The organism is Paenibacillus timonensis (assembly GCF_022427145.1).
In the GTDB taxonomy this organism is placed as follows: Bacteria; Bacillota; Bacilli; order Paenibacillales; family Paenibacillaceae; genus Fontibacillus; species Fontibacillus timonensis.
Window position 1 is genome coordinate 1 of the sequence record NZ_JAKSXN010000003.1, and the last position, 15,265, is coordinate 15,265.

Sequence of the window (15,265 nt, forward strand, 5' to 3'; positions counted from 1 at the left end):
AATTATAGGATTCTATACTACCGTTGTACTTCACAACAATATCTCTTACGATACTCAAACCTAGGCCGACACCATTATCCTTTGTAGTAAAAAATGGAGAGAAGATATTGGGGTTGAGTTCTTGTGGAATCCCTGATCCATTATCTTGAAAGATAACTTTTATATGATCCTCTTCTTCCCGACATGAAATAAATATCTTCTTTTCTGCAGTCCTTTTAAGGGCCTCAAAAGAATTTGTTAACATATTAATGACTATACTTTCCAAATCAATTTTATACATTTTGAAATCCGAGATAACTTCCTCCAGATCTCTAACAACATCTATTTTTTGGGCTGATAAAGTGGTACTATATGTTTCCACGACTCCCATAATAACTTCTCGAAAATTCAAATAGTCAAAGTTCTCTCTATTCTTTTTCTGAACAAAATTCACAATAAGCTTGCTGTAACCGCTAATTCTTTGTAAGTCATCATCCATAGTACTGAAAGCCTGACTGATTTTGGTATTGGACTCTAGCAGATCTTTAGGGAACTTCATTTTTGTAAAATTAATATTCGCGTTCAGTCTGTTTATGATATCTGAAGTTTCATGTCCAAAAGCTCCTGTCAGCATCCCCAGTGTAGCTAAGTTTCTATACAAACTAAGTTCTCTATCTTTAATATCTAGTTCTTCTTCATATAGCTCCTTTTTTTCTTTATCATTGGCTTCGTTTTTTCTACGTTCTTCCTCTAGGCGTTCTTTATAAAATAAGACTTGTTGATTAGTTACCTCTTTTAATTCTCTTGTGATATTTTCAAAGGTTCCTTTCATATCTGTATCATTTAAAAAGAGTGCATTGTTCATCTGCTCATTAATAATTTTCATTCTTTCTTCATGAGCTTTGGCCCTCTGCTCTTCTTCAATCTTTTTCTTCTCATCTTCAATCCTTTGGACTTCCTCAATCTGCGCTAATTTCTTTTTGTTTTCTTTTGCAAGTAACTCTTCACGTCTAATTTCGCTTATAAAATCCGTACAACGCAAAATAAATTTTCGTAAATCTTCGAATGCTTCATTTTCAATAATCCCTTCTCTATCAGTAGAATCGATTAACAAGGGGTTTTTGTCCTCGCTCAGTTCTACGATCCCAATTACCTGATTATTACTTACCAAATAACTGTGAGTATCTTTGACTTTTGACTGATCTAAAAACAACCAATCATTCCCAATATCTCCGTAAGGTTTCACATGAAACCCATCTCGATATATTTTGATTCCACAGTATTGGTCTAATATTTCCCTTGCATGAGAAACATTGAGTTCGTTGTTCGAAAGGTACTTTGAATCTCTTAAGAAATAGAAAAGTTCTAGTTTGACATCACCACATTTAAGAGGTTCATCACAATGTATTGTTACTGCTCGATCGATGTTACCCTGATTCTCCTTATAGGCCAAATTTATCTCAGAACCATTTTTGAGTAGTGTGGCATCAACTTTGGCAAAATGAAGGCTCAGAATATCATTTACAATGTATTCTTCTTGTATATTATATTCGTTACATGACAAAATCGGTTTAAACGGATTCTCATTTAAAAAATTTGGAGCGACCAGTACTCGCAATTCTTTCTGTATTTTTTTTATGTCTCTCTCTCTCCATATATCTCTTAGACCTTCTAAAACCATAACAATACCCGATCTCTTCTCTTTTTTTGATTCGATCTGGATTATTAACTCCTCAATATAATTAAAATTTAATTTTTCTTCATCCGTTAAACTACTCAATTCATGGTAAACATCTTGAATCCGCACTTCTTCATCCTGATAGAGTTCTAAAATCGGTATTAATTTACTTGCAGCTTCATCTATTTTTTTGTTGTTCAAGAAAAACATATAATCAAAAAAAATTTGCTGAAAGATTTCGTATTGAATTTCATTTTTATGTTGCTGACTGACACTTTCGCTATTAAGTAAATATTCTACTTGACTAGCGAGATACTTAGCACTTTCAACATCACCTGGATTAAATTTCAAAAGTTTTACTCTCTGCATGAAACCTGTAACATCAATTTGCTCGTACTTGTTCCAATTCAACGTGAACTTAAACGGGGGCTCATTTTCGGGAAACGAATAAATAGCGATTCTTTCTGCGAGTCTTTCTACTGCAAATCTGCCGATTCCTTTCTTTCCAGCATACTTTCTTCCACCTGGGCTTCTTACGGCCCTTAGTTTATTATTGGTTCCAATTACCGTCCATTTATTTTCAACATCAGTTCTTGTCATTCCAGAACCATTATCAACAATAATTAATTTGCTTTTCGAAGAGCTAACATTTTCAAATATGACTTTAACGCCTTCTGCATCAGCGTCATAAGAATTTTTTACAATCTCGACCAAAGCTGTACTATAGTCAGTAACCAGTTCTCTTCCTAGTTGACCAATATGTCTTGCATTCACTTTAAAGTTAATCAGCTTTTTCTCCATAGCATTTTTTCTCCCGCGCTATTGTTTGTATAACTACTTCTACAGTCATATTACCATATCCTCCCTACAATAAAAAAAGAACCACACTGTACAAGTGGTTCTTTTATCCTAGTCATTATTAAAACAAACATCATCAACATACTTATCAATAAATCGTTGTTCAGGTAAATTTTGCTTCATATAATTACCGAGTTTGATTAACTGTTCCTTGGAGGGATAATATAAATTCCTCAGATCATTCGCATTCACTTGTGTTAAACCACTAAATTGCCTGAAGTAAATATCGACATGTGACGAACTTAAGTAAATTAATAGCCCTTTCGCAAGATTAATACTTAATCCCTTTCCATTATCATGAAAATAATTTAAGTGATTTTCAAAACCTATCAATTCATATGGCATTACTCTTGGATCATAGAATGCTGCTACTACTCTCTTCTTCTCTTCTTTTGAAGTAAACCTTCTGACCACTATATAAAAGTTAGATTTAATTAAAGTTTTTTTTGTAAATTCATTTATCTCTACAAGCTTCTTTTTATCTTTACTATAATTCCATAATACAACGCCATTATTTAAATCTTCAGGATACACAAGAGGAACATTATTTTCATTCAATTGCTCCCTTAAATGATCCGTAGTTCTAAAGTCAACTATTTTACCTGTAGAAACCATCAATCCAATATCAGGAAGTTTGCGAGATAATGTCATCATCTTGTTAACATTCTCAATGTCCTGTTGATCATGAGGCAACCTAACATAAAGCTCTGGATCATCTGGGTGGATAATAAAATCATGACTAACTAGATTCGTTTTCACATCATTACCTAATCCATCACTAGAAGTAATGTTAACAATGTTCTTCTCTTTTCCCTTCCCCCGTAGAGAATAATGTTTTCCTGCAATACATCATCTTCTTTAAATAGGGTCGAACGTGAGTTGAATATGTGAATTCTATCAAAACTAATTTTACTAAGAAAATCTTTTCGAAAAGATCTAAAATATGTCCCATTACAAAAACTGCGTGGAGTAATTGCAATTAAGGTACCAGACTCATCCAAGAAGCGAGCTGATACAGCTAAAAAGGCGGTGTATAAATTTGCAACTTCTATCCCTGAGTTTGATAACACCTTTTTTATTTTTGAGGATCCTGATAACTTCTTGTATGGTGGATTCATAATAATGCAGTTAAAGCGATCAATTTGCTGTTCGCCAACACAACTTTCCAAAAAATCTTGATTATAAATGTTATAATTAAAGAGAATTTCTTCACTTGAGCATTTTTTCTGAAAAAACTCTATTGAACGCTTTAAGTAAGGAATCATGCTGGAATCAATCTCATAAAAAGTAGCAGTTATCATTCTAGGCTTGACCTTTTGGGCACATACCTTGTCTATTATTGCTGCGGTCAATGACCCAACTCCAGCACCTGGATCAAGAATTCTTAAATGGTCATAATGCTGATCAAACATTTGAGCCATAAATTGAGCTAGATTGATCTCAGTGAAATATTGGCTATATTTTTTTCGTTTACCCTCTGAATTTTTCTTATTAGCTTCTATTCTAATATTATTAATAATCGGAGACAGGTCAAAAGTTTCTTTAGTAGCTAGTTCACTAAAAGTACCCCACATGCAAACCCTCCGTCATTCTATCTATAATCATGAGATTCATTTCAAAAAGAACATACTTCACCTAATTTAATACTACACTAATCTAAGCGATTCCAGCAACTCGATGATTTCCTTTAAATGTACGTTCTGTAGCTTCTCGAAGCCATAGATACTGGTTATCCAAGATCTTAAAATAACCCGTGAATACTACTTTAATTACTTTTTCCGTCCCAAATTCCGCATCGGAGATGCCTTCATATGTTGGAGCTTCTTTTCCGGCTTCCAAAGGTTCACGTATACTTTGACCATGTCCTGCGTGGTGTGGCCGAGAATTTCTTGCAAGCTGTAAGGATCGCCGCCATTGAGGATATACATTTTGGCAAAGGTATGACGCATTGTATGGGGACTGACTCTGACCCCTTCGATCCTCGCCTGCTCACCATATTTTTTCAGCGTTTCTTGGAACGTTCTCCCGCTTAAGCGAGTGCCATCTACCGTAACAAATAAAGCAGGCTCTGGCAATTCCCCGCGTATTTTCAAATATTTCAGCAATACTTTGCGCACTTCATCGCAAAACGGGACGTCGCGCGGCCGTTTGCTTTTGCCCAGCACACCGATCAAATAGCCTTGTTTGAGATCGACTTGAATGAGATTTAATCGAACCACTTCGCCTAAGCGGAGGCCCGTATCTAACATCAGATAGAGCATGCAATAATCCCGGTATCCGGTAAACGTCGTCATATCCGGTTGTGCCAGCAAAGTCACGACTTGTTCTTCCGTGAATGAATAAATGATCGGCTTTTGTCCGCTTCGAACTTTTAACAAGTCGGCCGGGTTCTGCTGAATCCACCCTTCCCGGTGTAAAAAAGCAAAAAATCGCTTGATCGTCTTGATTCGATTGTTAATCGTATTCAACGCATAATTTTTCACATCCACCATATACGCCACGAAATGCTTTCGAAGGAAATCAACCGTCAATCCCTCCACCTGTGGTTCGATTCCTTGCTCTACCATGATTTTGCGATAGCTGTCCAAGTTTTCCTGTTCAAATTCCACTGTCCGCTCTGCTTCCGTTTCCGTACGCTTAGCCGCGATGAAAAGTTCAACCGCCTCATCCCACGACAATGTGGTTTCTGTCCCTTTTTCGAATTTCATCTCCGTTATCGCATTTCGGCGTCGTTTCGGCTTGGCAAACGGACTTTTACTTTGCAACATGGGAACGACGTTACTGCTCATCCGGCTCACCCCACTATTTCTTTCAAATTGGAGAACTCTTTTTTTGTACATCCACGACCTTAAAAGCCTCTTCGTTTCTACATATCCCGTAATTCTCTTTGAGAAGCCGCACCGCCCGTTGCCGCGCCATCCGTTCTGCCGAGAATACACCATCCGAATAGACTGAAATTTTAAGACGATATCCTTCGGTTTCCAATAAACATTCATAATGTTGATTCATTCTGCACCTCACCCCAACGTTTACTTCCCGTTTCTTAATTTATTTGTACGGCAAGACAAACAATGATCGTGACCTTGGTATATGCGAACAAAAATCTCAGGGTCGATTTGGATCGTTTTTCCGCATTTCGAACAAGTAAACTTAATTCTATCCACACCTGCCACTCGATTATGGACATAGAAAAGCCGCCCCGATGGGACGGCTGAACTGTTCCGTATGACTTGTAATTTGCTTACTAGTGGAGCAAGCAAGTATATTTTTTGTCTAAACCGCTTATGCTCTAGACAGCGTATTCGCCGTCACAAACAAATTTCGGATTTTAAACTCCGTTGGGCTTTCTTCCAAAAGAACACGCCGGAGATTGCCGGTTGCATTAAGCCAGAAGTGCGGCTCGCTCAGTGTATATTGCTTCCGATGAACCCAAGTCGGGCATTCCAGTTGATAATCGTTGCAAAGCTTATGAGTCATGGCCGCCAGGAACGGGAGCATATAGTCTGGAAAGCCAGGATGAGCTTCCGGCTCGCGCTGCACCATGCGCTTTCTTTGTTCAGGCGTAGCCCGATAAAAAGCATCGAGAAAATTACCGCAATGAATGGCGAATTGGTCGATATCTGCTGCTGCTTCCCGGGCAATGTCCCACACTGTCATGTCCATCCCTCTTTTCCGATTAATGATTTAGTAGTTCTTCCAACAGATAGGCTGTTCTCGGCAACACCCGGTGCTGAGGATAAAATTGTTCGACTACCGAAAGCGCCTGTTCTGCCGTTCGGATGTTCAAATACTGCAACAGAAAGCGGATATCGTCCACATCCTTACTTTCATATGTTCGCGCAGCCAAGCACTTCATGGCCAGCATATATTGTGGCGAGGCAGCGAAAATGTCCAAGTGGCTCAGCCTGCGATAAAGCTGGACATCATGCCGACTCGAAACAAATCCCTTTACCGCATTGTTTAACCAATCGGCCGGCAAGCGATACTCATCGGCCACATTTTTGATGATCGCATAAAATTCGCGCGTCGGTGCGAAAATGGCGTCGACGTCCTTGGTACTGTCGCGGCTTTGGAGCACTAGACACATCACTGCTCCGCCAAATAAGCAAATTTCGCCGTGTAACTGCTGTTGTTTTAGTTGTTCATTGATTTTTTCTAAATACCTTAAGATTTCTGCACTGCGCAAAACTCCATCTCTCCTTTCATTATAAAAGGGGAATCGCTTTTTCAAAAGAGACTTTGATGGCATATGGCCGTACGAAACGGCCGAAGTTTGATTGTTGCGCTACGCAAACAACTAAAAACTTACAAAAATGAAAAACCCGCCAAACGGCGGGCTTTCCGACTTAAGCTTATAAATGAATGGGATTAGCTTAGGTAAGCTTGGGTTTGAAATCGGAACAAATCAAGCAGTTCCTCTTCATTACATGAAAATACCCGCCAGAACGCTGGCGGGATAAGCGATGAATATATGGGCTAAGTCCGCCTAATGAACGGCGGAAGCTCTTCCATGCTTATGAACATCCCCAGTCCGTCGGAAAGACCGCAAAGGTACCACGCTTCCCGTTCAGCCGAAGCACGTTCGTTCTTATAATCTTCCCACTCGGACAGAATTTGAAATTGCTCTTTCGACAAATTCTGACAAAGTTGATCGCGGAGTTCCGCAATACGTTTATATTCCTCTGTCTGACGATTCTGCTGCGCGAATCGGTGATCCAGAATATCCATACGCTTTTGAAATACCGCCATGAGCCAACCCGGCAATGTTTCCACACCAACCTCTCCTTCCTAATCATTAGGCTGGTGTCGATCTTAACTCTGACGCGCCGCGGTTGGCAAGTCGCTCTTTTAGAGATTCACTCCCGACTTTCCCGATACCGTTTCTCTTCTACCGCCCAGTCCACTTGTTTCCGATCAAAGTGTTCCACCGTCTTCTCAACTACCCGGCGTATGCGGCGATCTTGCGGCGGGCCGCCCTCCCAGCCTCGCTCGTAACAAGCTATTCTACTTCGAAATCCGGATGAGCGATCCGGATACACGTCCAGCCGGCTTATTCGCCCAAATGCAATCCCGTAAGTGGACGGCTCGTCAAACACTTGTGCCTCCACATAGTAGCCGTCAACTTCCCCGACAAATCGTCGTCCCATCCAAACGCTTCCTTTTTCACGAAACATCGGTTTCCTCCTTGTACTAATGAGAATTAGACCTGAAACGTTTTTCCTAACCATGGTTTAATCAAGACGATACGGCTTTACAGTCACGTTCCGTATATCTCCTTGGGGTGAACTGAGATACGCATCGCGACGCGCATCTTCCTTTTTTCCTTCGTAGACATACCTGGATTCGGTCCCATCCTTCCACTTAATGGTGACCTCCCACTCCTGTTTTTGCATCGCAGCACCTCCTCGTCGGTTAATGGGTACCACCCGTTCCGTAATCGTCATAGGAAGACAAATTGGCATGATAAAACACCACGTCGCCATCCTTCAGTTGGAACGTCACGCCGTACGGATCGGTAAAGCTGCGCTGGAACCCTTCCATTTGCCACTGGTTATTGAGCGGGCCATGAATGTATTGCAGATGCGGGTTGTTCAGGTCCTTGTTACGAATCGTTTCCAGGTTGAAATTTACGATGATATATCCGTCCCGCAGGAAAATCGGTGACTTGTCGTTCAGTCCGTTTTTGCGCCCGTACTCGGCCAGATTGAATCCTTTCGGTACTGCATATGCCGCGGCCGGAATACTGTACTCGCCGAACCAGTGCTGTACCGAAGCATTCGCGCGCGCTGCGTTGACGCCGGATGGTACGTTCATCTTGCCGACAAACGTCCGGAGCTGTGAAGGCAGCAGCATAATATCGTACCCGCCAACATAGGTCGGCTTTTGGGCGCCTTTCAGATATTGATTGATGAAGGATTGTTTCGTTCCGGTACTGCCGTTTAAAGCCCACAATGAGCCGGCCGTGTCGATCAGTTCATGCTTGGCTACGTTTCGCAACCGGGTATCCAGTGTGATATTGCGCCGCTCAACATCCTCGCTCGAACCAACCCGGACAAATTTTTTTGTGTCAGAGTGATAGTACAAGTCTACTTCTTGACGTTTCTTTCCTTGCCGGTCTACAAAATAGAACGTCGGCGTAATTCGAATCCCGTCGCCTGAGCCGAACATATTTCCTTTCGTCATGACTTCGAACTTTACATGATATCCCGTCTTGACCGCCACATTCTTCTTCCCGGCCTCCGGATGGCTGCCCTGCCGAACAGGCAGCGTGAACGGCTGCTTATTGCCGCGAGCCGCACCATCTATATCCTTCATCCCGACCCAATAGGCGTTCCCGGTTGGCGTTGCACTGCCTTTTTGCTTTCGGAATACGGTCTCCCATTGGAAATCAGCGATATCGGTTATGCGGAAATCATACAACCGTCCGATCACTTCTACCGGAACCACTTGAGTAGCCACATGATGCGAAAGGTCCAAATTGGCATTCATCTGCGTCGTAAATCCGGAAGGGCAGTTCTCCGCGAAGGTGCGAAACAGCACCTCATATTGGCCTTCATCGACCCAAACCGGTAAATAGAACGTCGTCTTGGTCTGGGCCACCGGAATCGATGTCCACGTTTCCTTTGGTATAAAGGTTTTACGGTCCGCAGCATACACATCAAACGGGAACCATACCTGCTTGTCCCGCATATATTTGGCGTAATCCCGATTGCCGTAGCCCTTGATCTCCCGGTGCTGTCCGCTTGTCGGTACGGTCACCGTAAACGGTCGATCTAAAATAAGCGCGGAACGCCCTTCCGTCGGTTTCGTTTTCTGGTTGTGCACCTGATCGTCCGAAACGGAAGCATAGTTCACCACCGGCGTATGCACAGTCACCGGGTTGATACCTTTTATCGGAAAGCTCTTGTTTTCACCGCCGCCGATTCCTTTGATTAAGGCGTACGAAATGGTGCCCGAACTTGGCTGATTCGCCTTGTTCGTTTTCGATGAATCAATCAAGTACCCTGATCCGTATAGCACATTCTGCCCGATTGTCGTCGGAGCCGGAATCGCTCCGGGAGTCGGCGCTTTTTCCTCGACGACTCGATTGTCCATAATGGTCCCTCCATTAAAGACGAGTGAATCGTTCTTTACCTTTATTTTTCCTACGGCCTCCTCCGCTTCCGACTTCCAATCCTCATTCGGAACGGACGGGCGGCTGCTTCCGCCGGAAATGGTCTCTCCGGGCAATCTCACATTTGAATAAACGGGATCGGTTATATGCGCATTCAACGAAGCGTCGTGTGCTGCGGAAACGGACGGCGGTGTATAACCAGCCGGTTGCAATATGACCCCACCCGAAGGAAGAGCATAATTGGTGAAGTTGGCTTTTTGAATGCTATAAACCTCAAGACGATTAATCAGCCAGAAGCTGTATTTTCGTTGCACCGTGTAATTTTTGGTAACCGTTTGAGTATCCGAACGGGATACCGTCCTCGTCGTCGGATTCCCGTTCTCATCCGGGGGACCGGATACCCGTTCCGTCCACCGCAACGTGTACGTCTTACTCACTTGAATCGGGTACGATTTTGACCCGATCATTTCCAAGAACGTATTTCGATACAAATACGACTTCGCCAAAGCGTTGACGTACAGACTTTCCGATGTGGGTATGCCCTTAAGAACATCAAATTTTTCAGCTCCGCGCGCATCGGCTTGAATCACGGCGGACACCTCCGGATCCATGACGCTTGCTTCCTTTGAATCGCCCGGGGTCGGCCCACCGTCACTTCCCGATTTGCGTACCGTGTGGTTCGAGGTGGAATCGCTCATATTGCCGTCCACATCTTTCACCACAACCGTTATTTTTACGGTGACGCTGTTTCCCGAAGTAAACGGGATTTTGATCGGAAGCGTTTTGGTAGCCGATGTACCGGTAAGCGTTCCGGATTTATCGGTCGGTTGCGTTAGCGCCGCATTCTGAATACTGGTGATTTCATATGACTTTAACGATTTTGGCGATTTCGCCTCAAAGATAAAATCCCCTTCCACTTCGGTAACCGACCCAGCAACCTCTGTCGGAGCTTCAATCCGAGAGGTTACGGTAACTAAGGAGGTTGACTCTCTATATTCGGCGACAATATCAGCCCCGCTAATGAATACGCTAATGTGCCGGTCAAGCAGATTGTCTTGCCCGATTTCCCGAACATATTGTTTTTTCTCGGGATTATTTTTGGAGACTACATACGATCGGACGATTTCATACGATTTCCCGTTCGATTCCAAGGTTTCGGCGAACGTATGCTCAATCTCTTCTCCAGCTAAAAACTCGCCCTTCCGGAACGTGCACGATGGGTCCGTGATGACCGTCCCCGCTTCGGTTTTGCAGACGATATCAACCGGAAAGGACGGACTGTCGTAGGTTACGGGAATCCCAAAATAATTGTCCAGATCGTCGGGATGAGCCCACGGCTGCGCCTTCTTGATCGCATCTAATGTATAATAAGGCCCTCCGATCTGAGTGCCGTTCCGGGTAACGGTCATGATCGCATAGAGATAGAGCTGGTCGTTCTGTTTAATGCCTTCGAGGCCGTTATCGGTTAACGCTTTTGTCACCTTCGCCTCAGGCACTTCGAAGAACGTGGTGACGGGAGTGCCGGGCGCAGGGTTTGGCGGGTACTGTCCCGTTTGTTCCAACCCTACGACCCTCGCCGATCCCGGGCCGGTCGGGTCACAGTGTTTTCCTTGCGAATCATACGTACACGATGGTGAACTTTCCCGGCGTACTGTCCAACCGACGGTTTTAAAACGAATTCCGGATGATGCGGTTGTACTGGTAATGTTGAACGTTATTTTTCCTTTACTAAATTGAACGTCCGGGACATCTGCATGAGTAATCAAAGGCCAGGAAGACAATAAAAAAGTGCATGCCAGCAGCATGCACAAAGCGATTTTTATTCCTCTATTCATCCGTTACTCAGCCTCTCGAATAATATGGTTAAAGAACAAGCTTGCATTCGCACTGACCTTTAACGTCTTTCCCCAGTTCCCGCCAACATTGGTTACCAAGGCAATATCCGAATAGCCCTCATACCAAACTCCCTTTTTAAATGGAGCATCATTTGGAACCCACGTATCGTTCTCCAACTTCATCTCCCCTGGGAACCACGTATCATAAATAAGTGTTTTATGCTGCTTAAATTGATTGAATTTGACCCTGAACTTGGATCGCACATGGTACCCGCCGAATCCATCCTGATAAATCATGGACGGTTCCGGATCCAAGTATCCCTCAAGAACGATCTGGTTCTTTTTCACCCAGTCCACGTATTCCTTGGCTGCCTTCAATTTTCCGGTATTGCCATCCGATTGGACTGCGGCCAGCTTTTCGGCCCATGTATCGTCAATTGTACGATAGTCGACATTGAGCCATAACGCCCCGAATGTTTTAAGCCGCTCCATCCAGATGTCGATGTTCTCTTTCTTGAACTCCGGCCAATTCGCATACATATCGGCCGAGACCGACCGTTCCTCGGGATCGGGGTTGGAAAACGGATATTTCATCTCATACATTTCATTGGGCACGTCAGCCAAAATATACGGGTAATCCTGCGCATTTTTCGGCAGGTTGGTGGTGCGAATGAGCCGGCCCCATTCATCGTACTTGGCACCAGCTTCCTTCTCCTTTGTGGAAATCACAACGGTTGATGTCGCCCCATCCCAATTGACTTCTACACCCAGTACCTCGCTGACAAAGCGCAACGGGACAAAGGTTCGGCCACCGCTCATAATCGCCTTCGTATCAAAGGTCACGTCTTCGCCATTAACCGTCGCCTTGTTCTCGCCTATCGTCAGGCGGATACGCTGATCCCCCTGTTCAATCGGGACGGTCTTGGTTTGTGGTTCCCAGCCTACCTTCGCTTTCATCTTTTCGGCGACGAAGCGAACCGGAACGAGCGTCCGGTTGTTCTCATCGGAAAACGCTTGGGCATCGGGGAACCAGATTTTTTCGCCATCCATCACGACACTGACAAACGTCGGCGCTTTGAATGCCGCGCTGGAGTTGCCTGCTGCTAGGCCGAACAACGTTATAAACGCTAGGCTCATACTTACCCATTTTTTCATGTCCGGTTCACTCCTTTATTCGAGAAAAAATGTGAATATTAGGAAGAAATCGACGTTACGTCTCCATCTTATAATCCCTGTGCCAACCTGTCCACCCTTGGATAAAAATCGTTTGACCTCAATGGTTATTGCTGCATTCCAGCGGCCAATATCCGTTCCGCGCAGCCTCTTTTTCACTCGCAAACGTCTCTTCAACCGGATAAGTGTAGTCGCATGTGTCGCGGTAATACACTTTTCTGCCGTCTTTCACCGCGCCGATAATCGCCGGCTTTTTCAACACCCGGCTGCCGCCGAGCGCGTAATTGTTGTACGTTTTGCTCCCCATCGGAATCCCTTGCACAAACGCCATTACGCCGATATCGTCGATCGTGTTATTCCATTCTTCGGCACTGATCGTCGGCAGCGTAAACGTGTAGGAGATGCCGTAGCGGGAAACGTATTGATTATGCCGATTGATTCGGTATGCCAGTTCATTCTGAATGGCGTCCACGATCGTGCTGCGACGCACCTGTTCGAACAATGCCGCATCCCGCAAGAGAGGAATCGTGGTCTCCGCCTGTATTTCCGATCGAAATCCTTCCCGCCAAGTCCCGCTTCCGGCTTCGTAGGCAAGGACGTGATCGTCCAACGTAAAGGACAAACTGTTCCCTTGGCTATCGGCATAAGCATACGGCTTTTTCGCACCCCAGACCGGACGAATTTCCGTTTCTCCGGCCGCATTACGAAACTCTTCCTCCGCATATACCCAGAACCCGTTATAATCCATCACGATGATCGCGGGAATGTAACGGCGAAGAACGCCTTGTGCTACCGTATCTTCGGCAATGCCGAAGTTCATGTACAGGGTTCGGTAAAACGTATCAATCGCTTCCTCCTTGTTCACCCGTACCTGTTTGACCGATTCATAGCGTGCTTCCTGTTGTTGATCGGCAGTGATCAAAAGCGCCCGCGCCGCATCATCTACCGCTGTATCCAACGCTGCATCGTACCGCAGTTCGGTGAGCAATACCCGCCGCTGGGTGTCCGTTTCGATACGATTGATCACGAACAACGGAAATAAGATCAGAACACCCACGACCGCCCAATTAATCATCTTCATTTCGGACAATGCCTCCATACGGAACGAAGATTTTCTCATTCGGACTGATCGCATGATTCAAAAAATCATGTAGGATAGTTCCATTCGTCCGGTTCGTGTTTTTTACGACAACGGAGAACGTATCTCCGACATGCAGCCGGTAGCGGCGTGCCGGATCGTCTTTGCCCTCCGCGCTGTTCGGAAACAGCACCTTCAAGATTTGTGCATTGTAAAATGTGTCGTAATGCACGTCGTATTCGCCACGGAACGTTTCCGGAAGCGTAGAATCGTCATAAACCGGATTGTACCGCTTTTGTCCGTGCTCCATCTGAACGTCGAAGGTATTTCCCGTCAAATGGATTGCCTGGATAAAATCGTTGTACATGACTGGGGAAATATAACCTTTGTCCCGGACCGCGTCGACAAACGATGTCGTTGCCCGCAAGACCACCAGTTCGGATACATCATCCTGCTGATCAAAAGCGGCGGAAACCGGGAAGATATATAATAGAAGAACTGCGATCAAGACGGCAAACACTTTGAGTAGACTGTTCATCCTTCACCTCGCAAAACATAGGCAATTCGCCGCAACTGCCCGTCCGGACCGCGTTCGTACGAGGGTTGATACCGGCTATCCAACCGAATGCTTGATGCTGAGATATCATCTCGCTCCATCGTCGTTGCATATAAAACGCCATTCACAACGACTTCCACCCCAGCGTCCCCGATGCGGGCAAGCGATTGCAGTACTTCCGCGCCGGATACACTGCCGTCCCCGGCTATCGGGAAAAACGTTTGGTGAACATTTCGGTCCTGCATTCGCTCTGAAACAACGGCCGCATTCAGCGCGGTCGCCCCATTTTGAAACAGGAGCAACCCGGCGGTGGCTGCCATCACAAATACAAGACATGCAAAGCTTATATCCATCATGGTTCGTACGGAGTGCCCCATGAGCCGTCCTCCTTTCCGCAAAGCGAAGCGGACATGCCTTTGCGCTTTCAGGACAAAGACATGCCGTTCGCCGGTCCGTTCTTACTGTTGCCGGAAGATGATGCCGCGGATCACGTTGCTTTTGTCCTTGATCAATTGGGCCCTAAACTTGCCGCTCGGATTCACGTAGTTGACATTGGATTCATCCATCGTGTGATCAAGCTGACCGGGTGCGGCCCCTATGACCGTTCCGTAGGTGATGCTATCCATTGACACGCCCGTATTGATGACTTTGCCGTACCATTGGCCGGCCGGATTTTTCCCGGTGATGATTTGAATACCAAACTGGTCCTCCCCGCTGAACTTGCGAATGGCATTGACGGTTTGGCTGCCGGACAGCACCGTGTTGTCGTAGACGGTAAACTGCATTTGCGACAGTTCCGTCTGAAGATTGGAAAAGTTGCTTTGTGCCGTTTTCGTCGAATCCTGCGCGGAAATAAACAGCAGAACGGCCAAGGTGATCAGTGCGACGGCAAGCAAAATGCCGGCCGCCATGACGATCGCTTTTTGAGCGTTGGACATGGAGTTCCCTCTCCTTCTACATTAAATTGATGAGAATGAAAAAAAAGCCCTTGCGG

At 45.0% G+C, this 15,265-nt stretch carries 15 protein-coding genes; all 15 read right to left on the minus strand.

All coding sequences use genetic code 11. The features are described from left to right. Window positions 1-2,458 (minus strand): sensor histidine kinase (locus MJ257_RS01505; protein WP_240267619.1); only part of this gene is annotated, 2,458 nt, incomplete at its 3' end. 108 nt (window positions 2,459-2,566) lie between these two features. Beyond that, complete coding sequence (locus MJ257_RS01510; RefSeq protein WP_240267620.1) at window positions 2,567-3,274, minus strand: hypothetical protein; 708 nt, start codon at window positions 3,272-3,274, stop codon at window positions 2,567-2,569. An 8-nt stretch (window positions 3,275-3,282) separates the two neighbouring features. Next, on the minus strand, window positions 3,283-4,089 hold the full coding sequence (locus MJ257_RS01515) for an Eco57I restriction-modification methylase domain-containing protein (protein ID WP_240267621.1): 807 nt from the start codon (window positions 4,087-4,089) through the stop codon (window positions 3,283-3,285). Between the two features lie 195 nt (window positions 4,090-4,284). Further along, entirely contained in the window at window positions 4,285-5,511 is a 1,227-nt protein-coding gene (locus tag MJ257_RS01520; RefSeq protein WP_240267622.1) for a tyrosine-type recombinase/integrase, read from the minus strand. 286 nt (window positions 5,512-5,797) lie between these two features. Continuing rightward, window positions 5,798-6,172: a hypothetical protein gene (locus tag MJ257_RS01525; RefSeq protein ID WP_240267623.1), complete on the minus strand. Its 375-nt coding sequence runs from the start codon at window positions 6,170-6,172 to the stop codon at window positions 5,798-5,800. Window positions 6,173-6,191: 19 nt separating this feature from the next. Next, window positions 6,192-6,701, minus strand: a complete 510-nt coding sequence (locus MJ257_RS01530) for a DUF6036 family nucleotidyltransferase (protein WP_009226916.1) — start codon at window positions 6,699-6,701, stop codon at window positions 6,192-6,194. A gap of 290 nt (window positions 6,702-6,991) precedes the next feature. Next, window positions 6,992-7,288 (minus strand): hypothetical protein, encoded by a 297-nt coding sequence (locus MJ257_RS01535; RefSeq protein WP_009226915.1) that lies wholly within the window; start codon window positions 7,286-7,288, stop codon window positions 6,992-6,994. An 83-nt stretch (window positions 7,289-7,371) separates the two neighbouring features. After that, complete coding sequence (locus tag MJ257_RS01540) at window positions 7,372-7,662, minus strand: DUF7678 domain-containing protein (protein ID WP_240267624.1); 291 nt, start codon at window positions 7,660-7,662, stop codon at window positions 7,372-7,374. Between the two features lie 84 nt (window positions 7,663-7,746). Beyond that, window positions 7,747-7,908, minus strand: coding sequence for a hypothetical protein (locus tag MJ257_RS01545; protein ID WP_240267625.1), 162 nt, complete (start codon window positions 7,906-7,908; stop codon window positions 7,747-7,749). Window positions 7,909-7,927: 19 nt separating this feature from the next. Further along, window positions 7,928-11,191, minus strand: a complete 3,264-nt coding sequence (locus MJ257_RS01550; protein ID WP_240267626.1) for a DUF5704 domain-containing protein — start codon at window positions 11,189-11,191, stop codon at window positions 7,928-7,930. 276 nt (window positions 11,192-11,467) lie between these two features. Further along, on the minus strand, window positions 11,468-12,619 hold the full coding sequence (locus MJ257_RS01555) for a copper amine oxidase N-terminal domain-containing protein (protein WP_240267627.1): 1,152 nt from the start codon (window positions 12,617-12,619) through the stop codon (window positions 11,468-11,470). A 118-nt stretch (window positions 12,620-12,737) separates the two neighbouring features. After that, a complete protein-coding gene (locus MJ257_RS01560) occupies window positions 12,738-13,718 on the minus strand; it encodes a hypothetical protein (RefSeq protein WP_240267628.1) in 981 nt (326 codons plus the stop codon). Then, entirely contained in the window at window positions 13,705-14,253 is a 549-nt protein-coding gene (locus tag MJ257_RS01565) for a hypothetical protein (protein ID WP_127575956.1), read from the minus strand. The genes MJ257_RS01560 and MJ257_RS01565 overlap by 14 nt, the downstream gene beginning before the upstream one ends. Further along, window positions 14,250-14,624 carry a hypothetical protein gene (locus MJ257_RS01570; protein WP_240267629.1) on the minus strand — a complete coding sequence of 125 codons (375 nt, stop codon included), beginning with the start codon at window positions 14,622-14,624 and terminating at the stop codon, window positions 14,250-14,252. The genes MJ257_RS01565 and MJ257_RS01570 overlap by 4 nt, the downstream gene beginning before the upstream one ends. Before the next feature lie 105 nt (window positions 14,625-14,729). Then, a complete protein-coding gene (locus tag MJ257_RS01575; RefSeq protein WP_009226907.1) occupies window positions 14,730-15,209 on the minus strand; it encodes a hypothetical protein in 480 nt (159 codons plus the stop codon). Between the last annotated feature and the right edge of the window lie 56 nt (window positions 15,210-15,265).